Here is a 25,466-nt window from a genome sequence, read left to right as displayed (position 1 = left end):
AAATCCCAGCCCTTTGCATGGATACGCCAATTGACATGACCGCTCCCCCTGCGGTTTCCCCCGTTGCCCCCCCATGCTACTGAATGGAAAAGCCTTTCACGCAAGGTGAATTGCAAAGTTAATTCAGCGGCTGCGTGCGTTGAGTGAGGCCAGATAGGCGTTGTAAGCCTCGAGTTCCTTGTCGCCGTCGCGGTCGGCGGCCCGGTCCGTGCGGCGGGCCTGCCGCTTCTCGGAGGCGTACCACTGGAAGAGCAGCGCGATCAGCACGAGGACGGAGGGGATCTCGCTGAACGCCCAGGCGATACCGCCCGCGGCGTTCTGGTCGGCGAGTGCGTCGATACCGAGCGAGGCGGGCGGGTTCTTGTACGTGTCGACCATCGGCGAGGACGCCATCATCAGCGCGATGCCGAAGAACGCGTGGAACGGCATGCCCGCGAACAGTTCCAGCATCCGCATCAGATAGCCCGGCCGGTGCGGACCGGGGTCCACGCCCATGATCGGCCAGAAGAAGACCAGGCCCACGGCGAGGAAGTGGCACATCATCGCGATGTGCCCGGTCCGGGAGCCCATCAGGAAGTCGAAGATCGGGGAGAAGTACAGCGCGTACAGGCTCGCGATGAACAGCGGGATCGTGAACGCCGGATGCGTGATGACGCGCATGTAGCGGCTGTGCAGGAACATCAGCAGCAGTTCACGCGGCCCCCTGTTGCCCCGCGTGGCGGCCACCGGCAGCGCGCGCAGGGCCAGTGTGATCGGCGCCCCGAGCAGGATCAGGATCGGCGACAGCATGCTGATCACCATGTGCTGCACCATGTGCACGCTGAACATGACCATGCCGTAGTCGTTCAGCCTGGTGCACATCATCAGCATCACGGTCAGCACGCCGAGCACGAAGGCGATGGTCCGGCCGACCGACCACTTGTCACCGCGCCGCGCGAGCCGCACGACCCCCCAGCCGTACAGGCCGAGCCCCACCAGGCAGGCGACGAGGAAGAACGGGTCCGCGGACCACTCCAGCCCCCGTCCCAGCGTGAACGGCGGCAGATCCATGGTCATGCCGTGCCCGCTGTGATCCATCCGCCGGCTCCTGATTCGTACTGGTTGTGCGCTGTCTGTCCGAACCAGAGTAGAACTGCCCCCGGCCACTGTTATGACCGGGGTCAGCATCAGCGCCCCTGAAAGGGGCGCGGGGAACTGCGCGACAAGCCACGACGAACCCGCGGCCGAACGGACTCCCCTAAAGCACGCACTCCGCTTCGGCGTACCGCTCCTCAGGAACCGTCTTCAGGTTCTCCACTGCCTCCGCGAGCGACACCATGACGATGTCGGTCCCCCGCAGCGCGGTCATCTTCCCGAAGTCGCCGCGATGCGCGGCCTCCACCGCGTGCCAGCCGAACCTCGTCGCCAGCACCCGGTCGTACGCCGTGGGCGTCCCCCCGCGCTGGACGTGCCCGAGGATCACCGGCCGGGCCTCCTTGCCGAGGCGCTCCTCCAGCTCCAGGGAGAGCTGCCGGGCGATGCCCGCGAACCGCTCGTGGCCGTAGACGTCCTTGCCGCCCTCGTCGAAATTCATGGTGCCCGGGCGAGGCTTCGCCCCCTCCGCGGCGACGACGATCGCGAACCGCTTGCCCGCCTCGAAGCGCTCGCCGACCTTCGCGGCCAACTCCTCGATGTCGAAGGGGCGTTCGGGGACGACGATGGCGTGCGCGCCCGCCGCCATTCCGGAGTGCAGCGCGATCCAGCCGGTGTGGCGGCCCATGACCTCCACGATCAGCACCCGCTGGTGGGACTCGGCGGTGGTCTTCAGCCGGTCCAGGGCCTCGGTCGCGACGCCGACGGCCGTGTCGAAGCCGAAGGTCACATCCGTGACGGCGATGTCGTTGTCGATGGTCTTCGGCACGCCGACGATCGGCAGGCCGCTGTCCGAGAGCAGCCGGGCCGCCTTCAGCGTGCCCTCGCCGCCGATCGGGATGATCACGTCGATGCCGAGCTCCTCGACATGGCCCCTGGCCCGCTCCACGCCGTCACGCAGATGCGCGGGCTGGACCCGGGAGGAGCCGAGCATGGTGCCGCCGCGAGCCAGGATGCCGCTCACCGCGTCGAGGTCGAGCTTCAGGTAGTCGCACTCCAGAAGCCCTTTCCAGCCGTCACGGAAGCCGATGACCTCGTCGCCGTGGTCGACGACGGCGCGGTGCACGACGGACCGGATGACGGCGTTCAGGCCGGGGCAGTCGCCGCCGGACGTGAGGACACCAATGCGCATAGCCCGAAATACCTTCTCAACGTGGGCCGGGGACCGGACCACGCTGTCCGGCTGGAATCCCGGTCACCCTACCGGCGGGATGGGGTGGTGCCGTAGCAGGCGTCCGCCTGGTGGACTCGGCCGCACAAGTGAGCGGGCAGGCCGTCAGTCGGGGCCCCTGTGCACATCGTGCCGAAAACGCCTTGGGCGCGCCTGAGGTATCCCTCAAGCGCGCCCTGTGGCTGTCCCGCGCGGGGTGAGCGGCCCGTCGGCGGGTGTTCAGGCGGGCTGCTGGGCCGCGGTGATGCGCTCGCCGCGAAGGGCCTCGTACCAGCGGTCGTCGATCGGCGGCAGCGCGTTCACGTCGAGCGCCAGCTTGAGCAGCAGGTCCGCGATCTGCGGGTTGCGTGCGAGCACGGGCCCGTGCATGTACGTGCCGAAGACCGTGTCGTTGTACGCGCCCTCGGTGCCGTCGCCCGTGCCGTTGCCCTTGCCGAGCCGCACCTGCGCGAACGGGCGCGCGGTGGGGCCGAGATGGGTGACGCCCTGATGGTTCTCGAAGCCGGTCAGCTGCGGCAGGCCCAGGCGCGGGTCGATGTCCGCGAGTACGTCGCCGACGCACCGCTCGCCCTCGCCGCGCACCGAGACCACGTCGAGCAGGCCGAGGCCGGGCTCGCGCTGCCCGAGGTCGTTGATGAACTCGTGGCCGAGGATCTGGTAACCGGCGCAGACCGAGAACACGATCGCGCCGTTGCCCACCGCGCGGTGCAGACCGCCGTCGCGGCGCAGCCGCTCCGCGGCGAGCCGCTGTGGCCTGTCCTCGCCGCCGCCGATCAGATAGATGTCGCCGGAGGTCGGGATCGGCTGGTCGCTGCGTACGTCGAGACGGGCGACATCGAGACCGCGCTGGCGGGCCCGGCGCTCCACGACGAGGGCGTTGCCCTGATCGCCGTAGGTGCTCAGCAGGTCCGGGTAGATCCACACCAGACGCAGGCTGTTGTCGCTCATTCTCTTGGTCCTCCGTGGCTGCTCAGTTGCCGACACGACGCCTCAAATCCTGGAAAGCGGTGTAGTTCGCGATGACCTCGATGCGACCGGGCGGCGCGAGCTGCACCGCCTGGTCGAGGTTCTCGCAGACCTGGAAGGACTGGTTGGCGACCTCGAGACGAACCGCGAGGTCGAGCTTGCGATCTCCGAGCACGAAGATCGGGTGCCCGGTCAGGCGGGTGTAGTCGACGTCCCACAGCCAGGAGGTGTCGGTGCCGTCGGCGCCACGCGCGTTCACGGAGAGGATGACCGGGGTCGGCGGAGGGTCGATCAGGGAGAACGTCTCCAGCCAGCCCGCGGGGTTCTTGGCGAGCAGCAGCCGCAGGTCGCGCTGCATGAACTGCACCACGTCGTAGCGTCCGGCGACCGCCTGCACCTGGTACATGCGCTCCAGGGCGACCTGCGGAGGCACCCCGAAGACCGCGGCGACGGCGGCCGACGAGGCGGCGTTCGCCTTGTTGGCCCGGCCCGGCAGCTGCAGGTGGATCGGCCACGCGGAGCCGTGCGGGTCGAGGACGTGGTCCCCGGACAGCGCCCAGGTCGGCGTCGGACGGCGGAAGCCGCAGTCGCCGCAGAACCAGTCGTCGCCGGGGCGCTGCATCACGCCGCCGCAGGACGGGCAGGACCAGGCGTCGTCCTTCCACATCTGACCGGCCGCCACCCACATGACGTTCGGCGAGGAGGAAGCGGCCCACACGACGAGCGGGTCGTCGGCGTTGGCGACCACGACGGCCTTGGAACCAGCCAGGCCCTCCCGCCAGTGCTCGGCCATCATCCGGGTCTCGGCGGCCCGGTCGAGCTGGTCGCGGGAGAGGTTGAGCAGGGCGATGCACTTCGGGTCGGTGTCGCGGGCGACACCCGCGAGGTACTTCTCGTCGACCTCGATGACCGCGTACTTCGCGTCCGAACCCCCGGCGAGCGCCGAGGTGATACCGGCCGGCATGTTGGCGCCGAGCGCGTTGGACACGACCGGACCCGCGGCGCGCAGCGCCTCCGCGATCAGCCGGGTGGTCGTGGTCTTGCCGTTGGTCGCCGACACCAGGATCACGTCCAGGTGTGTGGCCAGCCGGGCCAGCAGGTCGGGGTCGAGCTTGAGTGCCACCCGGCCGCCGATCACCGATCCGCTGCCGCGTCCGGCGGCCCGCGAGACGGCCGCCGCCGCCTTGCCCGCCGTCACGGCCAGCTTGGCCCGCGGCGTCAGCGGGTCCGAGTTGCCTGACATCGTTTCTCGATCCTCCTTGCGTACGCGCCGCGCCTCTGCCCCCGGCACCGTGTGGGTCTCAGCCTATCGAGATCCACTCACGTGCCCGAATCGCGGCACCTCCACGGTGCCCGCGCGACATTCGCGCGCCCATGAGGACCGTACCCTTGCCGCCATGCGACACGGCTCCATCCCCGGCACCCGAGGGCGCGTCCGGCCGGTGACTCTGCTCGGCGACCCCGTTCTGCACACACCGTGTGAAGACGTCACGGACTTCGGTCCCGAACTCGCCCGCCTCGTCGAGGACATGTTCGCGACGATGTACGCCGCCCAGGGCGTCGGCCTCGCCGCGAACCAGGTCGGCGTACCGCTGCGGGTCTTCGTGTACGACTGCCCGGACGACGAGGAGGTCCGCCATCTGGGACACGTGGTGAACCCGCGTCTCGTCGAGGCGGACGGCGTTGTCCTGCGCGGCCCGGAGGGCTGCCTGTCCCTGCCGGGCCTGGAAGCGGGCACGGAGCGGTACGACCACGCCGTCGTCGAGGGTTTCACGGTGGACGGGGAGCCGGTGACCGTGCATGGGACCGGCTGGTTCGCCCGGTGCCTGCAGCACGAGTGCGACCATCTCGACGGCGGGGTCTATGTGGACCGGCTGAGCGGGTGGCGCCGCCGCCGGGTGATGAGGCAGGCGGCGCGGGCGTCTTGGGGGCGCTGAGCTTGTCGGTCGGCTGCGGGTTGTTCGTGGCTGAGCGCGCAGTTCCCCGCGCCCCTGAAGGGGCGCCGACCTGAGCGCCCTGCAAGGGGCGCGGGGCTGTGCCACCATGCGGCTTTGCCGCGTGGGCGCGACCAGCCACAGACCGCCCGCAGCCGACATGCGACCTCAGAACCCAGGACCCCCGACACGATCCCCCGCCGCGGCCAGCCGACCCCACAGCAGGTCGGCCAGGCTCCGTACCAACTCGGCCCGGGAGCACGGCCGCTCACCCAGCCACCAGTCCCCGGCGGCATGCATCATGCCGACGATCCCGTGCCCCCACACCCGCGCCAGCTGCTGACTTCCGGGTCCGAGATCGACCCGCTCCTCGATGACCTCGGCCAGTTCCTCGCCCATGCGGCGCAGCAACGGCGCGGAGTGCTTGCCCACGTCGAAGCCCTGGTCGCCGGACGAGCCGCCCTCCGTGGGGTGCATCAGGAATCGGTAGACCTGAGGATGCGCCTCGATGGCCGCGAGATACGTGTCGAGCGTCGCCTCGACCCGCTCCCGGCGCTCGGCGGGTGCGTCCAGCGCGGCCCGCAGCGCTCCGAGGAGGGCGTCCGTGTGCCGCTTGGCGAGCGCGGCGTAGAGTCCGCCCTTGTCGCCGAAGTGGCGGTAGAGGATCGGCTTGGTGATGCCCGCCTCGGCGGCGATGGCGTTCATCGAGGCCCCGGGGCCGTCGCGGAGCACCACTCTGTCGGCGGCCTCCAGCAGCTCGCGCCGTCGGCGGTCGGCGGACCTCTGCTGATCGGTCCGCTGTGTGGTGTCCATGATCTCTCCCCACCCGTGGTGATTCGGTGACGCCTGCGCAAACTAACACTGATCGGCGAATGCGTATCGAACGGGCTACCGAGCGAAACGCGGGAGTTGACTTTCACTACTGGTCAGTAACAGACTCCAGTTACCGCAGGTAACACTTTAGTGCAGTGCTGGAGGGGACATGGCCGAGTTCACCATGGAGCTCAATGACGAACAGAAGGAGGTCCGCGACTGGCTCCACGGATTCGCCGCCGATGTGATCCGCCCCGCGGCCGCCGAATGGGACGAGCGCGAAGAGACTCCTTGGCCGGTCATCCAGGAGGCCGCGAAGGTCGGCATCTATTCCCTGGACTTCTATGCCCAGCAGTACTTCGACCCCACCGGGCTCGGCATACCGATGGCGATGGAGGAGCTGTTCTGGGGTGACGCGGGCATCGCCCTGTCGATCGTCGGCACCGGCCTCGCCGCCGTGGGCGTCCTCGCCAACGGCACCGAGGAGCAGATCGGCACCTGGATTCCCCAGATGTACGGTGACGCGAGCGATGTCAAGGTCGCGGCCTTCTGTTCCTCCGAGCCCGACGCCGGCTCCGACGTCGCCTCCATGCGCACGCGTGCCGTCTACGACGAGGCCAAGGACGAATGGGTCCTCAACGGCACCAAGACCTGGGCGACCAACGGCGGCATCGCAGGCGTCCACGTCGTCGTCGCGGTCGTCGACGCCGAACTGGGCTCCAAGGGCCACGCCTCCTTCATCGTGCCGCCGAACACGCCGGGCCTGTCCCAGGGCCAGAAGTTCAAGAAGCACGGCATCCGTGCCTCGCACACCGCCGAGGTCGTACTCGAAAACGTCCGCATCCCCGGCTCCTGCCTGCTCGGCGGCAAGGAGAAGCTGGACGAGCGCCTTGCCCGTGCGCGGGAGCGTGCGAAGGCGGGCGGCGGTGAGCGGGTGAAGAACGCGGCGATGGCGACGTTCGAGGCGTCGCGTCCGGCCGTCGGGGCCATGGCGGTGGGCACGGCCCGGGCCGCGTACGAGGTTGCCCTCGACTATGCGATGACGCGCGAGCAGTTCGGGCGGCCGATCATCGACAACCAGGGTGTCGCGTTCCAGCTCGCCGACATGCGTACGTCGATCGATGCCGCGCGTCTGCTGGTGTGGCGTGCGTCGTGGATGGCCGTCAGCGGGAAGCCGTTCACCGCGGCCGAGGGCTCTATGTCCAAGTTGTTCGCGAGTGAGACGGCGAAGAAGGTCAGCGGCCAGGCGATTCAGATCCTGGGCGGAAATGGATACACCCGTGAGTATCCGGTGGAGCGGATGCACCGGGATGCGGCCATTTACACCATTTTTGAGGGTACGAGCGAGATTCAGCGACTGGTGATTGCGCGGACGCTCTCCGGGATGCCGATTCGGTAGCGGTGCGGGTGCGGTGCGGTGCGGTGCGGTGGGATGCGGGGCGCGGGCCGTATCGGGCTGGCCGCGCCCACGCGGTGGAGCCGCACAATGTCGGGGCCCCGCGCCCCTGGAAGGGACACTCCGGCTCAGCGGTGTTTCAGGGGTGTGAGTTGTTCGATGTCGTATCTCGCCCTCAGTTCCTCGATCGCCGCGATGTCCGGCGGGCCCCCTGCCCCCAAGATCTCCAGCAGCTCCTCGAAGTAACGCTCGTGGTCCGGGGGCGGTGAGGCCTGGAAGAACATCTTTGCCGGTGTCTCCGTCGGGTTGGAGAAGGCGTGCGGGCAGCCCGGGGGTACGGCGATGACCGTGCCCGGTGTCGCCCGTACCGCCCGGCTGCCCGAACTCGACTCCCACTTCTGCCAGTTGTCGGGAGTACGGATCCGGGGCTCGAAGGCGAGCACGTCCAGTTCGCCTTCGAGCACATAGAACAGCTCCTCGCTGCGCGCGTGCACATGGGCGCCCACGTCGAAGCCGGGCGGTACCAGCACCTCGAAGGTGGACGTCGTGCGCGAGTGCGTGCCGGTCACCTTGAACGTCACGTGCTGGGCGGGTGTCTCCACGACCCGGCCGTGACCCGGTGGCACGAGGAGCCCTTCGGTCGTGGTCATCGGTCGTTCACCACGTCACGGGAAGGGCCTCGGGGCCGCGGATCAACGCGCCCTTCCTGAAGGGGACTTGGTCCGGCGGTACGGCGAGCCGCAGGCCGGGCATGCGGTTCAGGAGCACGTCGACCAGGAGCTCCGACTCCAGCCTGGCCAGCATCCCGCCCGGGCAGTAGTGCGGGCCGAAGCCGAACGCCACATGCGGATTGGGGCAGCGGGAGAAGTCGATCCGTTCCGGGTCGGGGAAGACGTCCGGGTCACGGTTGGCGGCGAGGTACGACACGTAGACCGGGTCGCCCGCGCGGATCCGTACGCCTCTGATGTCCACGTCCTGCAGCGCGATCCGCGACAGGCCGACCGCGCTGCGGTGCGGGATGTAGCGCAGCAGCTCGTCGACGGCCTGGGGGCGGATCTCCGGGTCGGACCGCAGCCGTTCGGCCAGGTCGGGGCGGGTCATGAGCAGGTAGAACATCTGCCCGCTGTTGTTCGTGACCGCCTCGCCGCCGATCTGGAGGAGCACGGCGAGGCCGACGGCCTCCTCCAGTACGATCTCGTCCCGGCTCACGGCGGCGCCCAGCAGCGAGGTGACGTCCTCGTCGGTGCTGCCGTTGCGGGCGCCGATGAGTTTCCTGAAGTACGCGCCCATCTCGTCCTTGGCCTTCTCGCTGACCTCGGCGCCGCGCGAGGAGGACAGGATGAGCTGTGTCCAGGTGTGCATGCCCTGCCGGTCGACGGCCGGGACGCCCATCAGCTCGCAGATCACCGCGATCGGGAAGGGGCTGAGGACCGTCTCGGTGAGGTCGGTGGGCGGACCGTCCTGGATCAGCTCGTCGACGAGTTCGTCCAGCATGCGGCGGGACTTCTCGCGGACCCGCTCCACGCCGCGTGCCGTGAAGGCGGCGGCCACCGAGCGGCGCAGCCGGGTGTGGTTGGGTGGGTCCAGGAAGCCGACCGCGCCGCGGGCCGGGATGAAGTGCGGGGCGAGCCGGGTGACCCGCTGGTCCATGACCGCCTCACGGCCGAACCGGGGGTCGTTGGTGACCATGCGCACATCGTCGTGGCGGGTCACCAGCCACGCCCAGCCCTCGCCGTTGGACAGTTGGATCCGGGTGACCGGGCCCTCGCGCATCAGCTCGGTCAGGACCGGGTCGAAGTCCACGCCCTTCAGGTCGAGGGCCGGCCAGTGCCGGACGGGTGGCATGGGCCCGGCGATCGTCTTCTGCGTCATCGCGGTCACACCTTCCCCTCGTTCTTGTTCTGCCAGCGGCCCAGCGCCATTTCCGCGGTGATGCCGGGGCCGAAGCCCGCGAGCAGTCCGCGCGCGGACTGCTCGGCGCCGCCCTCGTCGAACAGCCGGCGAGCGGCGTCCAGGACGACGGCGCTGGCGATGTTGCCGTACTCGGTGAGGGTGGCCCGGCTGAACCGGAAGGCCTCCGGCGGGACCTGGAGGAACTTGCTGAGGTCGTCGAGGATCCTCGGGCCGCCCGCGTGGATGATGTAGAAGTCCAGCTCGGAGGCGTTCCAGCCGTGCTGCTTCGCCAGCGCCTGGAGCGCCGGGGCGAGCGGTTCCATCGTGGCCGGCACCCGCTTGTCCAGCAGGAAGTGGAAGCCGGTGGCCCGGACGTCGTACATGATCCACTCTTCGGTCTTGGGGATCAGGTACGAGCCGTTGCGTTCCAGCTTGATGCCCGTGCCGCCCTTTCCGCGGACGACGGCGGCGGCGATGCCGTCCCCGAACAGACCGTTGCAGAGCAGCGAGCCGACGCCGAGGTCGGTCGGCTGGTAGCAGAGCGAGCAGAACTCGCAGGCCACGATGAGTGCGTTGGCGTCCGGGTAGGCGGAGCAGAAGTCGTGCGCCCGGTTGATCGCGGCGCCGCCGGCCGCACAGCCCAGCTGGGCTATGGGTATCTGCCGGGTGTCGCTGTTGAAGTCCATCGAGTTGATCAGCCAGGCCGTGAGCGAGGGCATCATGAACCCGGTGCACGACACGTAGATGATCACGTCGATGTCGGTGGTGAGCAGCCCGGCGTCGTCCAGCGCACGCTGTACGACGGCGGGGACGCGGGCCTTGGCCTCACTTTCGTAGACCTTGTTGCGTTCCTCGAAGCCCGGGTGCTTCAGCGTCTCTGCGATGGGCTGCACGATGTGCCGGGTTTGGACGCCGGTGTTCTCGATCAGTCGGAGTGCCAACGGCAGCTGGGGGTGGTCCTCGTGACGGGAGCGAGCCAGCTCCAGCGTCTCCTCCATCGTGATCACGTATTCCGGCACGGAGACCGAAGGTCTGCACAAAGTCGCCATGACGCGCGCCTTCTTTCGCCTTCCGGGGAACTCTCGTCCCCCGGCGGAAGGGTGGTTCACCCACAGGAGTGGTTCACCCTCGGGGGTGGTCCACCCACGATCACCCGGAAGCGTGGGGATATCTCGTCGGGCTACTCCATTCCGGCGAATCCGGTGAGGGCGCGGGACCCTCGGGGAAGGGGCCCCGGGGCAGCCGAACCGAAGGAGTACGCAATGACGTAGACGGCCTGGGAGCTGCGGGAACGCACTATCGGGAAGCTCGCCCCGGACCTCCGTGCGGGCCGGCTGCTGCCCCTGATCGCCCGGGGCGCGGCACAGCGCTCCACGCTCGCCGCCCTTGCCCTCGAACAGCGCCATGTGATCGCCGCGGACCGCCGCGCGTACCTGCATCTGGCCGAGCGGCCGGACATCGCGCCGGAGAGCGCCGCCTTCTTCGCCATGCTCGCGGAGGGTGAGGCCCTGGCCCGGACCGGCTGGGTGCGTAGGCCGCGGCCTACGGGGTGCACGAGCCACGAGCGGCGGCGTACGAGCCGCTGCCGGCGGACTGTCGAACGGTTGTTCGGCGCTCAAGCCTTCGGTGGGGAGAGGCGGGGCATCCTGGCCCGGTGGCCCGGTGGCCCGGTGGCCCGGTGAGGGGTGGTGTCGCTGCTGACGTCGGCTTGTCCGACAATGGAGGTGTCGGGCCTACCGCCGGGCCGGCGGTAGGTGACGCCTGTGGAGGCACCTGTAAGACCAGCTCCCGCAAGGGAGAGGGCGAGGGCGTCAAGAGGCGAAGTGCCGGCAGCCGCACTCGGAACTCGACGACCGACCAGGGGCGGTCGGACTGATGGGGGACCGGCCCTAGTCGGTGGACGCCCCACTGCTGTGCGCGATGCAGGCCACGTCGATGCGGTCGGCGAGCTTGGCGAGTTCGATGGTCAGCGTCGCCACCGTGTCCTCGTCGAGCCCGTCCTGGCCGGCCTCCACCAGATGCAGCCACCGGCCGCCCACCGTGCGCAGCAGCTTGCTGACCTCGGCGGCCGCCACCTGCAACGTGCCTCGGTCGTCGACGATCAGAGGCAGGGTCACTTCGCGGTTCACAGGGGGATCGTAGCTGTGGAACGCTTACGCCCCCTGCCATACCGTGGTGATGTTGCAGAACTCGCGGATTCCGTGCCCGGACAGCTCACGCCCGTAGCCGGACCGCTTGACCCCGCCGAACGGGAACGCGGGGTGGGACGCCGTCATCCCGTTGACGTACACGCCACCCACCTCCAGGTCGCGTACGAACCGGTCCACCTCGGCCTCGTCGCGCGTCCAGACATTCGAACTCAGCCCGAACGGCGTGTCGTTCGCGAGGGCCACCGCCTCGTCCAGATCGGCGGCGCGATAAAGCGTGGCGACCGGCCCGAAGGTCTCCTCCTGGTGGATGCGCATCTCGGGGGTGATGCCGGTGAGGACGGTCGGCGCGTAGTACCAGCCGCGCTCCGTGAAACCTTCGGGGCGCTCGCCGCCGCACAGCACGGTCGCGCCGTTCTCCACCGCGTCGTCGACGAGTTCTTCCAGGTCACCGCGGCCCCGCTCGCTGGAGAGCGGGCCGACGTCGGTGTCCTCGTCCAGCGGGTCGCCGACCTTCAGCGCCTTCATGCCCGCCGTGAAGCGTTCGGCGAAGGCGTCGAACACGTCCGTGTGCACGATGAACCGCTTGGACGCGATGCACGACTGTCCGTTGTTCTGTACGCGCGCCGTCACGGCGATCTTCGCGGCCCGGTCGAGGTCGGCGGACGGCATCACGACGTACGGGTCGCTGCCGCCCAGCTCCAGCACCGTCTTCTTGACCTCGTCCCCGGCGACCGACGCCACGGCGCGCCCCGCCGGTTCACTCCCGGTCAGCGTCGCGGCCTTGACCCGGGGGTCGCGCAGGATGTCCTCGACGGCGCCCGAGCCGATCAGCAGCGTCTGGAAGCAGCCCGCGGGGAAGCCCGCCCGGCGGAACAGGTCCTCCAGGTAGAGGGCGGTCCCCGGCACGTTCGACGCGTGCTTGAGCAGGCCGACATTGCCCGCCATCAGCGCGGGCGCGGCGAACCGGACCACCTGCCAGAGCGGGAAGTTCCACGGCATGACGGCGAGCACCGGGCCCAGCGGCCGGTAGCGCACCAGCACCCGGGAGGCGCCGGAGTCCTTCACGTCGGAGGCGGCGGGTTCCTCGTCGGCGAGCAGTTCTTCGGCATGGTCGGCGTACCAGCGCATCGACTTCGCGCATTTGGCGGCCTCCGCACGGGCCTGCTTGACCGGCTTGCCCATCTCCGTGGTCATCACCCGGCCGATGTCGTCCCGCTCCTCGTCGAGGAGGTCGGCGGCCTTGTGCAGCAGCCGGGCCCGCTCGGCGAAGGACGTGGTGCGATAGACGCGGAACGTGCTCTCGGCCGTGGCGAGCCTGCGTTCGATCTCCTCGGCGCCGAGCGCGTCGTACGTCTTGAGCGTCTCGCCGTTCGCCGGGTTCACCGTGGCGATGGGCATGGCCGACCTCCTGAAGCGGGCGGTTCTCCTGAAACGGACTGTCCTCTTAAAACAGACTGTCCTCTTGAAGTGGGCTGTTTCTCGACCCTCCCGCGCGGCGCGGTGCGGCGCAACGCGGCGCGTTCCTCAGGCCGAGTGCTCCGCCAACCGGTCCAGAAACGCCGCCTGCGCCGGTACGACGACCGCCCGCGCCCGGTCCAGGCCGAACCACTTCACCCGGTCCAGCTCGGGGAACTCCTGCCGTCGCCCCGACTTCGGCGGCCACTCCATCTCGAAGGTGCCCGGGACCACGGTCGCCGGGTCGAGGTCCGCCTCGATCGCCCAGGCCGTGACGACCTTGCCGCCCGTCTGTGTGACCTCGCCGAGCGGGACGGCCTCCCCGTCGGGCGGCGCCAGCCCCAGCTCCTCCCGGAACTCGCGGCGCGCCGCGTCCCAGGCGGGCTCGTCGGGCTCGTACTCGCCCTTGGGCATGGTCCACGCCCCGGCGTCCCGCCGCGCGAAGAACGGGCCGCCCATGTGGCCGAGCAACACCTCCAGGCCGCCGTCGGTGCGCCGGTACAGCAGCAGTCCGGCGCTGCGCTTCCCGCTCATGGGGCCACCTCCGGGTGCGCGGCGCGCAGTGTCTCGACCGTGTCGGCCTCGGCGGGGGACTTGTCGTCTCGGTAGCGCACCACGCGGGCGAAGCGGAGGGTGACGCCGGCCGGGTAACGGGTGGACTTCTGCAGACCGTCGTACGCGATCTCCACGACGAGTTCGGGCCGTACGGTCACCATGTGGCCGTCGTCCTCGACGGCCAGCTCCCGCAGACGCTCGGTCTGCCAGGCCAGCATCGTGTCCGTCATGCCCTTGAAGGTCTTGCCGAGCATCGCGAAGGACCCGTCCGCGGTGCGCGCCCCGAGGTGCAGGTTGGAGAGCTTTCCGGTGCGCCGCCCGTGGCCCCACTCGGCCGCGAGGACCACCAGGTCGAGGGTGTGCACGGGTTTCACCTTCAGCCACGCCGCCCCGCGCCGCCCCGCGCTGTAGGGGGCGTCGAGGGCTTTGACCACGACGCCTTCGTGGCCGCGCCGGAGGGTGTCGGCGAGGAACCGTTCCGCTTCGGGGATGTCCTCGGGGCCGCGGACAAGGGTGCGACGCACCCGCATCGGGTCGGGCACCAGCCGCGCCAGCTCCGCGTGCCGCTCGGCGAACGGCAGATCCAGCAGGTCCCGCCCGTCGACGGACAGCGCGTCGAAGAAGACGGGGGAGACCGGCACGCTCCGTGCGGCCGTGGCCACGTCCACCCGCGAGCCCACCCGTCCGGCTGTCTCCTGGAAGGAACGTGGCCGCCCGTCCTCGTCCAGCGCGATCACCTCGCCGTCCAGGATGAACCGGGTGTCCTTCACCTCCACCGCGGCGGAGGTGAGTTCCGGCAGCCGGTCGGTGATGTCGTCGAGGGTGCGGGTGTAGATCCGTACGTCGTCGCCGTCGCGGTGCAGCTGTACGCGAATGCCGTCGAGCTTCTCCTCGACGGCACACGCGCCCAGCTTCTCGACGGCCTCGGAGACCGACGCGGCGCTGTGCGCCAGCATGGGCAGCACCGGGCGGCCGACGGTGAGCCGGAAGCCGTCCAGGGCCGCCGGGCCGTCGCTGAGCAGCGCCTGCGCCACCGTCTGCAGCGACCCGGCGAGCATCACCGCCCGCCGCACGTCCGCGGAGGGCGCGCCGGTCGCCTCGGCGAGCCCCTCGACGGCCACCGCGTCCAGCGCGCCCTGCCGCACCTCGCCGGTGAGCAGCCCGAACAGGAACCGCTGCTCGTCCTCGGTGGCCGCCGTCCGCACCTCGTCCATCAACCGCTTGCGCTGCGCCTGCGAGCCGGTGCCCGTGACCGTGCCGATCTCCGTCAACCGGGCGTCCACTTCCCGCACCGTGAGCGAGGGCTCGGGCGCGGGCGGGACCGGCCCGCTGAGCAGTTTCCAGCCGATGCCGAGCCGCCCCTGCGGGAGGCGGCCCGCCAGATACGGGATGACGATCGGCACGTCGTCCGCCTCGGCGTCCCGGAACAGCTCGGCGAGCAGGGCGATCTTCCGGGAGCGCGCCGAGGTGGCGGCGACCTCCTGGGACACACGGGCGAGCCGGGCGAACAGCATGGAGCCATGGTGCTACGGAGGGGCGCGGTCCACACCCGGGCGGTTCAGCGCGGGCTTGCGGCGGCGTCCAGGTCGGCGAAGAGCAGTTCCCCGTTGAGGGTGGCCGCCGCGCGATAGCCCGCGCCCGCGGCGTTCACGATCTGCTCGGCGAAGCCGACCGCGTTGCCCGCCGCCCAGACGCCGGGCACCACCTCCATGGAGACGGTCACCCGACCAGTGCCACATTGACAAATGGCATTGCTGAATCTGCAATGTGAGCATGAGCGAGGACGCGCAGACGGACGAGGTGGATGAGGTACTGGCCGAAGTCGGGCCACGGCTGCGACGGATCCGCAAGGAGCGGGGCGCGACGCTCGCCGGGCTGTCCGAGGCGACCGGCATCTCCGTGAGCACGCTGTCGCGCCTGGAGTCGGGGCTGCGTAAGCCCAGCCTGGAGTTGCTGCTGCCGATCGCCCGGGCCCACGAGGTGCCGCTGGACGAGTTGGTCGGCGCGCCGCCGGTGCGCGACCCGCGCGTACGTGCCCGGCCGATCGTGCGCGGCGGCCGCACGCACTGGCCGCTCACCCGCCAGCCCGGCGGACTGCAGGCGTACAAGGTGCTCGAACCGCAGCGCAAGCTCGACCCGGACCCCCGGACCCACGAGGGCTATGAGTGGCTGTACGTGATGTCGGGGCGGCTTCGGCTGGTGCTGGCCGACCACGACGTGGTGCTGGGGCCGGGGGAAGCAGCGGAGTTCGACACGCGCGTACCGCACTGGTTCGGGTCGACGGGGGAGGGGCCCGTGGAGTTCCTGAGCCTGTTCGGGCCACAGGGGGAACGGATGCATGTCAGGGCGCGTCCGGCCCGCTCGTGAGGGGTCTTGGGGCTTCCGGGCGCGCCTCGACTCCTCCGTGACGTACGCGACTGTTCCCTGATCGGCAAGCGACCGCTTAGTATGCGATCGACCCCGGTCAGACAGAGCAGTCCCGTGGAGGCCCCGCATGCAGGCATGGCAAGTGCACCAGCTCGGCGAACCGAGCGAGGTGATGCAGCTCCAGGACGTGGAGCGTCCGGTGCCCGGTGAGGGTCAGGTCCTGCTCAAGGTGCGCGCCGCGAACATCAACTTCCCCGACGCGCTGATGTGCCGCGGGCACTACCAGGTCAGGCCGCCGCTGCCGTTCACGCCCGGCGTGGAGATCTGCGGCGAGACCGAGGACGGGCGCCGGGTGCTCGCGAACCCCGCGCTGCCGTACGGCGGTTTCGCCGAGTACGCCGTCGCGGACGCCGCAGCCCTGCTGCCCGCGCCGGACGCCCTGGACGACGCCGAGGCGGCCGCCCTGCACATCGGCTACCAGACGGGGTGGTTCGGCCTGCACCGCCGGGCTCGTCTCGAAGCAGGCGAGACGCTGCTCGTGCACGCGGCCGCCGGAGGCGTCGGCAGCGCCGCCGTACAGCTCGGCAAGGCGGCCGGGGCCACTGTCATCGGGGTCGTCGGCGGGGCCGACAAGGCCGCCGTGGCACGGGAGCTGGGCTGCGACGTCGTCATCGACCGGCGTACGCAGGACGTCATCGCCGCCGTGAAGGAAGCCACCGGCGGCCGGGGCGCCGATGTGATCTACGACCCGGTGGGCGGTGAGGCCTACGCCCAGTCCGCCAAGGTCGTCGCCTTCGAGGGCCGGATCGTCGTCGTGGGCTTCGCCAGCGGGTCGATCCCCAGCCCGGCCCTGAATCACGCCCTCGTGAAGAACTACGCGATCCTCGGCCTGCACTGGGGCCTGTACGGCACCAAGAACCCCAAGCTGATCCAGCACTGCCACGAGCAGCTCACCGAGCTGGCCGCGCGCGGGGCCATCAAGCCGCTCGTGAGTGAGCGCGTGCCCCTGGGCGGCGCCGCTGCCGCCGTGCAGCGGGTCGCCGACGGTGTCACCACCGGCCGGGTCGCCGTGGTGCCCTCTCTGGAGAATGGAGCCGCCGCATGACCGACGCAGCCGAACTGCGCGACCGTACAAGGGAGTTGCTGGCGGCTCATCCGCCCGCGACCACGGGTCGGGTGGACTTCCTCAAGGCCCGCTTCGACGCCGGACTCGCCTGGGTGCACTACCCCGAGGGCCTCGGTGGCCTCGGTGCCCCGCGCACCCTCCAGGCCGTCGTGGATGCCGAGCTGGAGGCAGCGGGCGCACCCGACAACGACCCGCGGCGCATCGGCATCGGCCTCGGCATGGCCGCGCCGACGATCCTCGGCTTCGGCACGGAGGAGCAGAAGCGGCGCTTCCTCAGGCCCCTGTGGGTCGGCGAGGAGGTCTGGTGCCAGCTCTTCAGCGAGCCGGGCGCCGGGTCCGACCTGGCCGCGCTCGGCACGCGGGCGGTCCGCGAGGGCGACAACTGGGTGGTCAACGGGCAGAAGGTGTGGACCTCCAGCGCCCACCTCGCCCGCTGGGCCATCCTCATCGCCCGCACCGACCCGGACGTGCCCAAGCACCGCGGCATCACGTACTTCATCTGCGACATGACCGACCCGGGCGTCGAGGTGCGGCCGCTGCGCCAGATCACCGGCGAGGCCGAGTTCAACGAGGTCTTCCTCACCGACGTCCGCATCTCCGACGCGCACCGGCTCGGGGAGATCGGCGACGGCTGGCGGGTCGCGCAGACCACGCTCATGAACGAGCGCGTGTCCATCGGCGGTATGCGCATTCCACGCGAGGGCGGCATGATCGGCCCGGTCTCCAAGACCTGGCGTGAGCGTCCCGAACTGCGCACCCACGATCTGCACCAGCGGCTCCTGAAGCTGTGGGTCGAGGCCGAGGTCGCCCGGCTCTCCGGCGAGCGGCTGCGCCAGCAGCTCGTGGCGGGCCAGCCCGGTCACGAGGGCTCCGGGATGAAGCTCGGATTCGCCCGACTCAACCAGGAGATCAGTGGCCTGGAGGTCGAACTCCTTGGCGAGGAAGGCCTGTTGTACGAGGACTGGACGATGCGCCGGCCCGAACTGGTCGACTTCACCGGCCGCGACGCCGGCTACCGCTACCTCCGCTCCAAGGGCAACAGCATCGAGGGCGGGACCAGCGAGGTCCTGCTGAACATCGTCGCCGAACGCGTGCTGGGACTGCCCTCCGAGCCGCGCACCGACAAGGACGTCGCCTGGAAGGACCTCGCGCGATGACTGATCTCCTGTACTCGGAGGAAGAAGAGGCGCTGCGCGCCGCCGTCCGCGGCCTCCTCGCCGACCACTGCGACGCGGCGGGTGTCATCGCCCGCACCGAGTCGGACACACCGTACGACCCCGAGCTGTGGAAGGCGCTCTCGGACGGGATGGGCCTGGCGGGCCTCCTCGTGCCCGAGGCGCAGGGCGGCCAGGGCGCCACGCACCGCGAAGTCGCCGTGGTCCTGGAGGAGCTCGGGCGAGCGGTCGCGCCGGTGCCGTATCTGACGAGCGCCGTCGTCGCGACCGAGGCGCTGCTGGCCTGTACGGGCGAGGACACCGCCGAACTGCTGGCGGGGCTCGCGTCCGGCCGGACGGTCGGCGCGCTGGCGGTCGCGCTGTCCGTGGCGCCGGGCGGTGCCTACAAGACCGTACGGAACGAAGACGGTCTCCTGTACGGAGAGTTGACGGGAGTCGCGGACGCGGCGGTCGCCGACGTACTGCTGGTTCCGGCCGACGACGGCGGGCTGTACGCGGTCGACGGGGACGCCGTCACGGTCACACCCCAGGTGTCCCTGGACCTCACCCGGCCGCTCGCGACGGTCGCCTTCGACGGGGTGCGGGCGCGCCGGCTCGGCGACGCCGAACCCGCCCTACGACGCGCTCTGCGGGCCGGCGCCGGACTGCTCGCCTCCGAGCAACTCGGCATCGCCGACTGGTGCTTGACCGAGACGGTCCGCTACCTGAAGGACCGCAAGCAGTTCAACCGTCCGGTCGGCGGCTTCCAGGCGCTCAAGCACCGGCTCGCGCAGCTGTGGCTGGAGGTCGTCAACACGCGCGCCGCCGCACGCAATGCCGCCGACGCACTCGCCACCGGCAGCGCGGACACCGACGTGGCGGTCGCCGTCGCCCAGGCGTACGCGGCGCCCGTCGCCGTCCACACCGCCGAGGAGGCCCTCCAGCTGCACGGCGGCATCGGGATGACCTGGGAGCACCCGGTTCACCTGTACCTGAAGCGGGCGAAGGCGGACTCGATCGCGTACGGCACGGCGGGGGCGCACCGGGAGGCGCTGGCCGGACTGGTGGATCTCCAGGCGCCCTGACCCGTCTCCGGGAGAAGCCCGCCCCACCTGGGGCGGGCTTCTTGGCGCGCCCTGCTCCGACGAGTGGGGCGAACTGCTGGCCGCCGACGTCGACTACTTCAACACCGACGACCTCGCCGGACTCGAAGCGTTCCTCGACGCACATGAAGGGGTGTAGGGAGGGGCGCACGAACAGGCGCACTATGGGGTGCACGGGTGGGCGTAGACACCACACGTTCGGAGGACACGTCAGCCGCCCGGACGAACCCTCCGCTACGCGACACTTGCGGCCGAAAGCCGCGGTGTCGACGTGGCGGAGGAGGTTGACGATGGCCATTTCCATCTCTGTGGTGGTACTGCTCCTGATCCTCGTGGTGGTTTTTGTGCGCAACAGTGCGCTGAAGCCCTCGCACGCGGTGGTCTGCGTGCTGCTCGGTTTCTATCTGTCGAGCACGCAGATGGCGCCGACCCTTACCAACGGGCTCACGGCGACGGCGGACATTGTGGGCAGCCTGCGCCCCTGACGTCAGCGGTGTGAGAACACGCCGATGCCGTTGGGCACCGGGCGTTCGGCGCCACCGCTGGGGTGGTTGAGGACGCTCACGGCGCCCGCGCCCGGCTGCCGGGCGACCAGGGTCGTGGAACCGCCGCCGTCAAGGCTGAACGCGTCGATGGAGCCCAACTGTCGCATGGCGCGGGCAACTTCGGCGATGGTCAGACCGCTGCGGTACTCGGGCGCGCCGTCCAGGGCGAGGAGCAGCAGACGCCGCCCTCCGTTGGCGATGCCCACGGCGGTCCGTACGGCGGAGGTGGTGTTGTCGAGGCCGGGCAGCGGTCGGCCGTGGGTGAGGACCGGGTAGCCGCCGAGCGCGAAGCGGTACCGGATCCGGCTGGCGGCCGCGACCAGCCAGTGCTGAATCCGGACCACCTGCCCCTTCGTCAGCTTGCGCAGCTGCCGCGCGCCCGCCTCGCGCCCCACCAGGACGGTGGTGCCGGCAGCGATGGTCCCGCTGCCGGGTGTGGTGGCCGACGACACGACCCGGCCGTGCCGGACCGTCACCTCATAGGTGTCCGCGCTGCAGGGCGCGGCCCGGTCGGTGTCGGTGCCACAGGTGGCCCGCACCCGGGAGACGCTGCCCCAGTCCGCGGTGAACGCGCCGATGGAACCCTCCGGCAGCGCGTACTGGTTGAGCCCTCCGAGCGGCCACTTCCCCTCGCGGCTGAGCACGGATCCACCGAGGGCCACGCTGTCCAGCCGGGCCCGGCCGTCCAGGCCCACGCCGAGCACGTTCTCCGTGGTCGTGCCGGGCGGCAGGGCAGGGCCGAAGCGCTGACCGTTCGGAACCGCCGCCTTCAGCGGGCGCCCGCTCGCGATCGCCGGGCCCACGGTCGCGTCGGTGGCCTCGACCCCCGGATGCTGGGTCTCGGTGATGTTGAAGAAGTCGCCGTTGACGCCCGCGACGGCCCCCTGCGCGTCGGCCAGTCGGGAGACGGGCGCGCGCGACGCCACGGCTGCGGGGTGGAGGAGATCGACCCGCACACGCGGGTTGCTCAGATCCACGCTCAGCACATGTGCGTGCGTCACACCCTTGGCGGCCCGGATGTCGAGCTCCGTGTACGCGACGCCAGGGGCGATGGCCTTGGCGGCTGTCTTGGTGGCCCCGGCCGGTGCCGCCCCGACGAGGGCACCGGTCAGCGCACTCCATGCCGCGAGAACCGTCAGTACCGTTCTGAAGCGTCTGCCACGACGTGTCATCGTGCCCCCTGATGTCTCGTCAACTGACTTTGGATTCAGGGGGATTGCACCAGACGGCGGCAGCCCCCGCGGTGCCTGGACGTCGACGACGCGGGAACGGATGAGAAAACGCACTCCTTCGAGTGCTTCCAGCGAGAAGCCGCTGACGCGGCCCGGCACGACGTCGAAGATCAGCCGCGTGTGGCTCCACAACTCGTACTGTCGGAGAGGCCAGGGAGGCGAGGGAGGCCAGGGAGGGGCGGAGATTCTTGGCCCCTGAGGGGGAGGGCGGACGCTCACACTGCCCTCTTCGCGAGGCATCTCGTCCTCCAACTGCTGAGTACCGGCCAGGAACGGCACCCCCTCGCGCGCGAGGGTGATCGGCTCGCCCGACACCGACACCGACACCGACACCGACACCGACACCGACACCGACACCGACACCGCGTCCCGCAGGACACGGCCGCGTACCGGAGCTGAAAGGCGGTGGTGGACTCGCACCGCATCCGGTTCACGTCGACCCTCCTCGCCGCGATGTTGATGCAAAGCGGCATGACGAACACGGCACCGGGCACCCACAGTTCGTCCGTGCATCCGTACAGACGAGCAGCCCGTGTCACGCGCTCTGGAACACCGACGCCGCGAACACCGCCCGGCCCCGGAACCGCGCTCCGCGGAAGCCCGCCCGCCGGGCGAAGTGTGCGTCGGAGACGGCCTGCCCTCGTGGCGGCTAGTCCGGACGGGATCGAATTGCGGAAGGTCAGCGCGATCCCGGTCACCCGGTATCGCTACCGCGGCAACAAGATTTCCACCCTCTGGGCTCCCGTAACCCCCGGCACCGCGCCCGGGCTTACTCGGCGATGAAGGCGGCCGGCATTCCGGTGGTGCGGTGACCGCCGCGGGCACGGCTGATCTGGCGCGCACACATCGACCGCGGTCCCGCAAGGTCCGACGCAAGAGCTTCACCGGGACCGATTACGACCGGCTCCTGGACGCCGCCCACCGGCAACTCGGCGGCCCGACCATCCTGGTCCGGGATTTTGAACACGCATGCCAGCCATGCGATGCGTGAGCTGATCGCCGGCGATTATGGCTGACCGTCCACCAACTGCCGCCGTACGCGCCGGAAAATGACCGGCTCAAGCGGATGCAGTACCGTCCCGGCCTCATCGAGGACCGGTCCCGAGGGCTCGGTCACTTTGTGACGGTGAATTCCATGAAGGGGCCCGGAGATGGATACTGAGCCCGCCAAACGGGGCTCAGCTCGAAGCGCGGCGCCCAGCGGTCGGCGTTGAGGGGCCATATGAGTGCAGCCACTCCGCCGTCTGTGGAGTGCAACGGTGAGTCTGTTTAGCCGGAGACCCCCACGTCTATGGATCTTCATGTATGGATCTTCATAGCTGATTCCGGTCGGTGGCCTTGGTTCCCGATGACTCGTGGCCCAGAAGTCGTTCGAATCGGGAATCGGCAATGTGCATGACCTGGGGCACTGGTAACCGAGGCAAGGACGATCGGCGCGATGTCGGGAGAGGTGATACCGACGGTGGAACAGTCCGCCCACGCCACCATTATTCCTTTGAGCGCACGAACGTGGACCGATTTCACATCGCGCGGAGGCCGGTCGCGATCGTCGGGCTGCCCCCTTACGCCTTGGCCGTATGGATCGGCGCGCGGCCAGGGACTGAAACAGGAATGCCTCACAGCCTGTCCGGCACACGCCGCTCGTATCTTCCCCACACCGACAACAAAGCACCATCACTCACCCAGCACCTTCTGAAGGAGCCGGATCCCTATGCTCAGACGTTCCAGATGGCGTGTCGCCCTGGCCGCCACCACCGTAGGCCTGGTCGCCGCCGCTCCGTTGGTGGCCGCCGAGCCGGCATTCGCCGCGTATCCACCAGCCCCGGGGCTTGAGATCGACGACAACTCCGTGTCCCCCGGTGACCCGATCAACTTCACCGCCACCGGCTACCAGCGGGACGAGCAGGTTGTCGTCAGCCTCGTCCGGCTGGCTGGTGGCGGTGGTGGACGTGCGGCTACGGCGGCCGTACGGAGGACATCACCGGCGTTCGTGCCGTCCGTCATGACGGGCACGCGGTGCGGTGACGAGGAAAGGAAAGGCGGCAAAGGCGGAGGCGAATGTGTGCTCGGCACCTTCATCGCCGATGCCAATGGGATCGTGACGGGAACGGTCACCATCCCCAAGGAGATCCGACGGGGCACCTATCTGTTCAAGGTCGTCGGCCGGTCATCCAGGCTCAAGCTGACCGTACGGGTGACTGTGGAACGTGACGGCCAAGGCAACGACCATGGTGGGTCGGGCAACGACCATGGTGGGTCCGGTAACGACCATGGTGGGTCGGGCAACGACCATGGTGGGTCCGGTAACGACCATGGTGGGTCGGGCAACGACCATGGTGGGTCCGGTAACGGCCACGGTGGGTCGGGCAACGACCATGGTGGGTCCGGTAACGGCCACGGCAACAGCCACAACCGGCCCGGTCATGGCGACAACGGGAGCTACCACGACCCAGCCCGTGGCGACGGCCCCCCAAGGCTCGCGGACACCGGTTCCTCGGACGCACCCGTGGCGCTGCTCACCGCGGCAGGTGGTCTGTTGCTTCTCGGTGGCGGGACATTGGTGATCGCCAAGCGTCGGCGTACTGACGCTGAGCGAGGCTGAGAGGCCGGCGATGCCGTGGACCGTCCGCAACCTCTCGGACAGTGCCGTTCTGTCCTCTTTCAGCGGCCTGGTGGGACGGAATCGCCGTCACGCCAGGCCGCTGATGTGGGCGACCGCAGGCCTTCTCCTCACCGGTCTGGGCTGGGTCATTGTCACGGGCCTGTACGCCCGCAGCGAGCTGCTCGCGGCCCGGGACGACATGGAAACGCTGCGGAACTCGATAACGGTGTCCATCTCACCGGTTTCGTCGGCGGGGGGCGCCACAGCCCGTCCGGCCCGCGCTGAGGCAGTGGCCCGATCCGCCGCGGCACACGCGGCCCGGGCACATTGGCTCACCACCGGCCCCGCATGGTTTATGGCCGCGCATCTGCCAGCCCTGGGGAGCCCCCTCCAGACCGTCCGCGGTATGGCCAAGAGTGCCGACGAGCTCACCGGCGAGGGGCTGCCCGCCGTCGTACGCACCGCCGACAACCTCGCGCGCGGCGCCGGCACCGGTGGCGGGCACCTGAACCTCCCCGAACTGCGCAAGGCGGCCCCGATTCTGGAGCGGGTCTCGCACCAGATGGCCGTGGCTCTTTCGGAGGCCCGTGCGCTGCCCCCCAGCACCTGGCTGCCCGCTGTGGACCGGGCCCGGGACCAACTCCTCAGCGGGCTCGACCGGATGGCACCCGCGGTTCAGGAGGCCGCCATCGGCGCCCGCCTCCTGCCGCTGATGCTGGGGGAGGACAGCCCGCGGCGTTACTTCGTGGTGTTCCAGAACCCCGCGGAGGCGCGTGGAACGGGTGGAATGCCTGGTGCTTATGCCCTGTTGACAGCCCGCAAGGGTGTGCTGGCCTTGGCGGAGTTCGGACGCGACACCGACATGGCGAGCGCTCGTCCCAAGACGGACCTCGGTGCCGAGTTCGCCGCCATGTACGGACGCAACGACGCGGTGAACACATGGCCCAACTCCAATATGAGCCCCCACTTCCCCTACGCCGCGCGCATCTGGTCGGCCGCCTGGCTCGACAAGAGCGGTGAGCGTGTCGACGGCGTACTCTCACTCGATCCGGGCGTACTGGCCCGGCTGCTCGCAGCCTCCGGACCGGCGCGCACAACCGACGGCACAGTTGTCACCGCGGGCAATGTGGTGGATCTCAGCGAGCGCACCAACTACGCGAAGTACCAGGACTCACGCGCGCGCAAGGCTTTCCTGCTGGACGTGGCCCGAGCCTCGGCCGGGCAGCTACTGTTCGCCGCCGGAGATCCCCAGCGGCGGCCCGCGCTGCTCGCCGGGCTGTACGAGGTGCTGGGCAAGGGGCAGATGACCGTCTGGAGCGCCCACCGGGACGAGCAGCGGGAGCTGGAATCACGCCCGTTCGGCGGCTCCTTGCCGCAGAGCGAGGCCCCCTACGCCGGGCTGGTGGTCAACAACGCCGCCGGCACCAAGCTCGACTACTACCTCGACCGCACCCTGGACTGGAATCCCGGCCGCTGCACCGCCACCGGCCGGGAGGTCACCGTCAAGGCGGTCCTCGCCAACCGTGCACCGTCCTCAGGGCTTCCCACCTATGTCACCGACCGTCTGGACAAGCCGCCCTATGTGACCCGTGAGGGTGACAATCGCCTGCTGGTCTCCTACTACGCGACGGCGGGGGCGAAGCTGGTCAAGGCCACCATCGACGGGAAGAAGGCACTCATGTCACCGGGCGTCGAGCGAGGACATCCGGTGTACACGTTCGACGTCGAGGTACCTGCGGGCAGCAGTCGCACGGTGACGCTGCACCTGCTGGAGCCCCCGGCCGACCACGCGCCCACTGTCCTGCAGCAACGGCTGGCGCGCCCGCTGCGGGCCACGATGCATTCTTTGCCGGGGTGCCACGGAGGCTGAGCG

The 25,466-nt window shown here is 70.0% G+C and carries 22 protein-coding genes and 2 pseudogenes; 9 read left to right on the top strand and 15 right to left on the bottom strand.

Annotated features, from left to right (window positions below; genetic code table 11):
• Positions 1 to 123: 123 nt before the first annotated feature.
• The 4 genes from OG747_RS05115 to OG747_RS05100 all read right to left on the bottom strand — a co-directional run bounded on the left by OG747_RS05115 (position 124) and on the right by OG747_RS05100 (position 4,511).
• Positions 124 to 1,077, bottom strand: a complete 954-nt coding sequence (locus OG747_RS05115) for a cytochrome c oxidase assembly protein (protein WP_405878090.1) — start codon at positions 1,075 to 1,077, stop codon at positions 124 to 126.
• A 160-nt stretch (positions 1,078 to 1,237) separates the two neighbouring features.
• Positions 1,238 to 2,263, bottom strand: coding sequence for a 6-phosphofructokinase (locus OG747_RS05110; protein WP_405878089.1), 1,026 nt, complete (start codon positions 2,261 to 2,263; stop codon positions 1,238 to 1,240).
• A gap of 258 nt (positions 2,264 to 2,521) precedes the next feature.
• Positions 2,522 to 3,250, bottom strand: a complete 729-nt coding sequence (locus OG747_RS05105) for a type 1 glutamine amidotransferase (protein WP_405878088.1) — start codon at positions 3,248 to 3,250, stop codon at positions 2,522 to 2,524.
• A gap of 22 nt (positions 3,251 to 3,272) precedes the next feature.
• Positions 3,273 to 4,511 carry a MurT ligase domain-containing protein gene (locus OG747_RS05100; RefSeq protein ID WP_405878087.1) on the bottom strand — a complete coding sequence of 413 codons (1,239 nt, stop codon included), beginning with the start codon at positions 4,509 to 4,511 and terminating at the stop codon, positions 3,273 to 3,275.
• A 154-nt stretch (positions 4,512 to 4,665) separates the two neighbouring features.
• On the opposite strand from OG747_RS05100, the gene def reads away from it, so the two are divergent.
• Complete coding sequence (def, locus tag OG747_RS05095) at positions 4,666 to 5,205, top strand: peptide deformylase (RefSeq protein WP_405878086.1); 540 nt, start codon at positions 4,666 to 4,668, stop codon at positions 5,203 to 5,205.
• A 165-nt stretch (positions 5,206 to 5,370) separates the two neighbouring features.
• Here def and OG747_RS05090 read toward each other — a convergent pair whose 3' ends face one another.
• A complete protein-coding gene (locus OG747_RS05090; protein ID WP_405878085.1) occupies positions 5,371 to 6,015 on the bottom strand; it encodes a TetR family transcriptional regulator in 645 nt (214 codons plus the stop codon).
• Positions 6,016 to 6,184: 169 nt separating this feature from the next.
• Between OG747_RS05090 and OG747_RS05085 the strand changes: the two genes are divergently transcribed.
• On the top strand, positions 6,185 to 7,414 hold the full coding sequence (locus OG747_RS05085; protein WP_405878084.1) for an acyl-CoA dehydrogenase family protein: 1,230 nt from the start codon (positions 6,185 to 6,187) through the stop codon (positions 7,412 to 7,414).
• A gap of 125 nt (positions 7,415 to 7,539) precedes the next feature.
• Here OG747_RS05085 and OG747_RS05080 read toward each other — a convergent pair whose 3' ends face one another.
• From OG747_RS05080 to OG747_RS05045, 8 genes and pseudogenes are all read right to left on the bottom strand, one after another.
• Positions 7,540 to 8,061: a cupin domain-containing protein gene (locus OG747_RS05080; RefSeq protein ID WP_405878083.1), complete on the bottom strand. Its 522-nt coding sequence runs from the start codon at positions 8,059 to 8,061 to the stop codon at positions 7,540 to 7,542.
• A 7-nt stretch (positions 8,062 to 8,068) separates the two neighbouring features.
• A complete protein-coding gene (locus OG747_RS05075) occupies positions 8,069 to 9,283 on the bottom strand; it encodes a cytochrome P450 (RefSeq protein WP_405878082.1) in 1,215 nt (404 codons plus the stop codon).
• Between the two features lie 5 nt (positions 9,284 to 9,288).
• Positions 9,289 to 10,353 carry a type III polyketide synthase gene (locus OG747_RS05070; RefSeq protein WP_405878081.1) on the bottom strand — a complete coding sequence of 355 codons (1,065 nt, stop codon included), beginning with the start codon at positions 10,351 to 10,353 and terminating at the stop codon, positions 9,289 to 9,291.
• Between the two features lie 840 nt (positions 10,354 to 11,193).
• Positions 11,194 to 11,433: a DUF6213 family protein gene (locus OG747_RS05065; RefSeq protein WP_405878080.1), complete on the bottom strand. Its 240-nt coding sequence runs from the start codon at positions 11,431 to 11,433 to the stop codon at positions 11,194 to 11,196.
• 24 nt (positions 11,434 to 11,457) lie between these two features.
• The gene (locus OG747_RS05060) at positions 11,458 to 12,852 is read right to left on the bottom strand and encodes an NADP-dependent succinic semialdehyde dehydrogenase (protein ID WP_405878079.1); all 1,395 of its coding nucleotides are present in this window, start codon (positions 12,850 to 12,852) and stop codon (positions 11,458 to 11,460) included.
• 126 nt (positions 12,853 to 12,978) lie between these two features.
• On the bottom strand, positions 12,979 to 13,443 hold the full coding sequence (locus tag OG747_RS05055) for an NUDIX domain-containing protein (protein ID WP_405878078.1): 465 nt from the start codon (positions 13,441 to 13,443) through the stop codon (positions 12,979 to 12,981).
• A complete protein-coding gene (locus tag OG747_RS05050) occupies positions 13,440 to 14,978 on the bottom strand; it encodes an ATP-dependent DNA ligase (RefSeq protein WP_405878077.1) in 1,539 nt (512 codons plus the stop codon). The genes OG747_RS05055 and OG747_RS05050 overlap by 4 nt, the downstream gene beginning before the upstream one ends.
• Positions 14,979 to 15,022: 44 nt before the next feature.
• Positions 15,023 to 15,169 (bottom strand): annotated as a pseudogene (locus OG747_RS05045) (thioredoxin reductase); the annotation flags it as partial.
• Positions 15,170 to 15,237: 68 nt separating this feature from the next.
• On the opposite strand from OG747_RS05045, the gene OG747_RS05040 reads away from it, so the two are divergent.
• From OG747_RS05040 to OG747_RS05020, 5 genes are all read left to right on the top strand, one after another.
• A complete protein-coding gene (locus tag OG747_RS05040; RefSeq protein ID WP_405878076.1) occupies positions 15,238 to 15,831 on the top strand; it encodes a helix-turn-helix domain-containing protein in 594 nt (197 codons plus the stop codon).
• Between the two features lie 127 nt (positions 15,832 to 15,958).
• Positions 15,959 to 16,936 (top strand): NADPH:quinone oxidoreductase family protein, encoded by a 978-nt coding sequence (locus tag OG747_RS05035; RefSeq protein ID WP_405878075.1) that lies wholly within the window; start codon positions 15,959 to 15,961, stop codon positions 16,934 to 16,936.
• Positions 16,933 to 18,114, top strand: a complete 1,182-nt coding sequence (locus OG747_RS05030) for an acyl-CoA dehydrogenase family protein (protein WP_405878074.1) — start codon at positions 16,933 to 16,935, stop codon at positions 18,112 to 18,114. The genes OG747_RS05035 and OG747_RS05030 overlap by 4 nt, the downstream gene beginning before the upstream one ends.
• Complete coding sequence (locus tag OG747_RS05025; RefSeq protein WP_405878073.1) at positions 18,111 to 19,196, top strand: acyl-CoA dehydrogenase family protein; 1,086 nt, start codon at positions 18,111 to 18,113, stop codon at positions 19,194 to 19,196. The genes OG747_RS05030 and OG747_RS05025 overlap by 4 nt, the downstream gene beginning before the upstream one ends.
• Before the next feature lie 308 nt (positions 19,197 to 19,504).
• A complete protein-coding gene (locus OG747_RS05020) occupies positions 19,505 to 19,699 on the top strand; it encodes a hypothetical protein (RefSeq protein ID WP_405878072.1) in 195 nt (64 codons plus the stop codon).
• Positions 19,700 to 19,701: 2 nt separating this feature from the next.
• Here OG747_RS05020 and OG747_RS05015 read toward each other — a convergent pair whose 3' ends face one another.
• On the bottom strand, positions 19,702 to 20,931 hold the full coding sequence (locus OG747_RS05015; protein WP_405885452.1) for a phosphodiester glycosidase family protein: 1,230 nt from the start codon (positions 20,929 to 20,931) through the stop codon (positions 19,702 to 19,704).
• Positions 20,932 to 21,030: 99 nt separating this feature from the next.
• Positions 21,031 to 21,231: pseudogene (locus tag OG747_RS05010) on the bottom strand (DUF779 domain-containing protein); the annotation flags it as partial.
• Positions 21,232 to 22,702: 1,471 nt separating this feature from the next.
• On the opposite strand from OG747_RS05010, the gene OG747_RS05005 reads away from it, so the two are divergent.
• Positions 22,703 to 23,593, top strand: a complete 891-nt coding sequence (locus OG747_RS05005; protein ID WP_405878071.1) for an LPXTG cell wall anchor domain-containing protein — start codon at positions 22,703 to 22,705, stop codon at positions 23,591 to 23,593.
• A 406-nt stretch (positions 23,594 to 23,999) separates the two neighbouring features.
• Positions 24,000 to 25,463: a DUF4012 domain-containing protein gene (locus tag OG747_RS05000; RefSeq protein WP_405878070.1), complete on the top strand. Its 1,464-nt coding sequence runs from the start codon at positions 24,000 to 24,002 to the stop codon at positions 25,461 to 25,463.
• Positions 25,464 to 25,466: the final 3 nt, after the last annotated feature.

This window comes from Streptomyces sp. NBC_01384, assembly GCF_045040035.1.
Taxonomy (GTDB): domain Bacteria; phylum Actinomycetota; class Actinomycetes; order Streptomycetales; family Streptomycetaceae; genus Streptomyces.
This window is presented reverse-complemented; position numbering and strand designations above follow the sequence as displayed.

Excerpts from the sequence above, each read along its gene's own strand:
- def (WP_405878086.1), top strand. The coding sequence starts at position 4,666 with ATGCGACACGGCTCCATCCCCGGCACCCGAGGGCGCGTCCGGCCGGTG.
- OG747_RS05100 (WP_405878087.1), bottom strand. The coding sequence starts at position 4,511 with ATGTCAGGCAACTCGGACCCGCTGACGCCGCGGGCCAAGCTGGCCGTG.
- OG747_RS05115 (WP_405878090.1), bottom strand. The coding sequence starts at position 1,077 with ATGGATCACAGCGGGCACGGCATGACCATGGATCTGCCGCCGTTCACG.
- OG747_RS05030 (WP_405878074.1), top strand. The coding sequence starts at position 16,933 with ATGACCGACGCAGCCGAACTGCGCGACCGTACAAGGGAGTTGCTGGCG.
- OG747_RS05105 (WP_405878088.1), bottom strand. The coding sequence starts at position 3,250 with ATGAGCGACAACAGCCTGCGTCTGGTGTGGATCTACCCGGACCTGCTG.
- OG747_RS05050 (WP_405878077.1), bottom strand. The coding sequence starts at position 14,978 with ATGCTGTTCGCCCGGCTCGCCCGTGTGTCCCAGGAGGTCGCCGCCACC.
- OG747_RS05090 (WP_405878085.1), bottom strand. The coding sequence starts at position 6,015 with ATGGACACCACACAGCGGACCGATCAGCAGAGGTCCGCCGACCGCCGA.
- OG747_RS05005 (WP_405878071.1), top strand. The coding sequence starts at position 22,703 with ATGCTCAGACGTTCCAGATGGCGTGTCGCCCTGGCCGCCACCACCGTA.
- OG747_RS05040 (WP_405878076.1), top strand. The coding sequence starts at position 15,238 with ATGAGCGAGGACGCGCAGACGGACGAGGTGGATGAGGTACTGGCCGAA.
- OG747_RS05055 (WP_405878078.1), bottom strand. The coding sequence starts at position 13,443 with ATGAGCGGGAAGCGCAGCGCCGGACTGCTGCTGTACCGGCGCACCGAC.
- OG747_RS05025 (WP_405878073.1), top strand. The coding sequence starts at position 18,111 with ATGACTGATCTCCTGTACTCGGAGGAAGAAGAGGCGCTGCGCGCCGCC.
- OG747_RS05075 (WP_405878082.1), bottom strand. The coding sequence starts at position 9,283 with ATGACGCAGAAGACGATCGCCGGGCCCATGCCACCCGTCCGGCACTGG.
- OG747_RS05080 (WP_405878083.1), bottom strand. The coding sequence starts at position 8,061 with ATGACCACGACCGAAGGGCTCCTCGTGCCACCGGGTCACGGCCGGGTC.
- OG747_RS05000 (WP_405878070.1), top strand. The coding sequence starts at position 24,000 with ATGGCCAAGAGTGCCGACGAGCTCACCGGCGAGGGGCTGCCCGCCGTC.
- OG747_RS05035 (WP_405878075.1), top strand. The coding sequence starts at position 15,959 with ATGCAGGCATGGCAAGTGCACCAGCTCGGCGAACCGAGCGAGGTGATG.
- OG747_RS05020 (WP_405878072.1), top strand. The coding sequence starts at position 19,505 with ATGGCCATTTCCATCTCTGTGGTGGTACTGCTCCTGATCCTCGTGGTG.
- OG747_RS05060 (WP_405878079.1), bottom strand. The coding sequence starts at position 12,852 with ATGCCCATCGCCACGGTGAACCCGGCGAACGGCGAGACGCTCAAGACG.
- OG747_RS05085 (WP_405878084.1), top strand. The coding sequence starts at position 6,185 with ATGGCCGAGTTCACCATGGAGCTCAATGACGAACAGAAGGAGGTCCGC.
- OG747_RS05015 (WP_405885452.1), bottom strand. The coding sequence starts at position 20,931 with ATGACACGTCGTGGCAGACGCTTCAGAACGGTACTGACGGTTCTCGCG.
- OG747_RS05110 (WP_405878089.1), bottom strand. The coding sequence starts at position 2,263 with ATGCGCATTGGTGTCCTCACGTCCGGCGGCGACTGCCCCGGCCTGAAC.
- OG747_RS05070 (WP_405878081.1), bottom strand. The coding sequence starts at position 10,353 with ATGGCGACTTTGTGCAGACCTTCGGTCTCCGTGCCGGAATACGTGATC.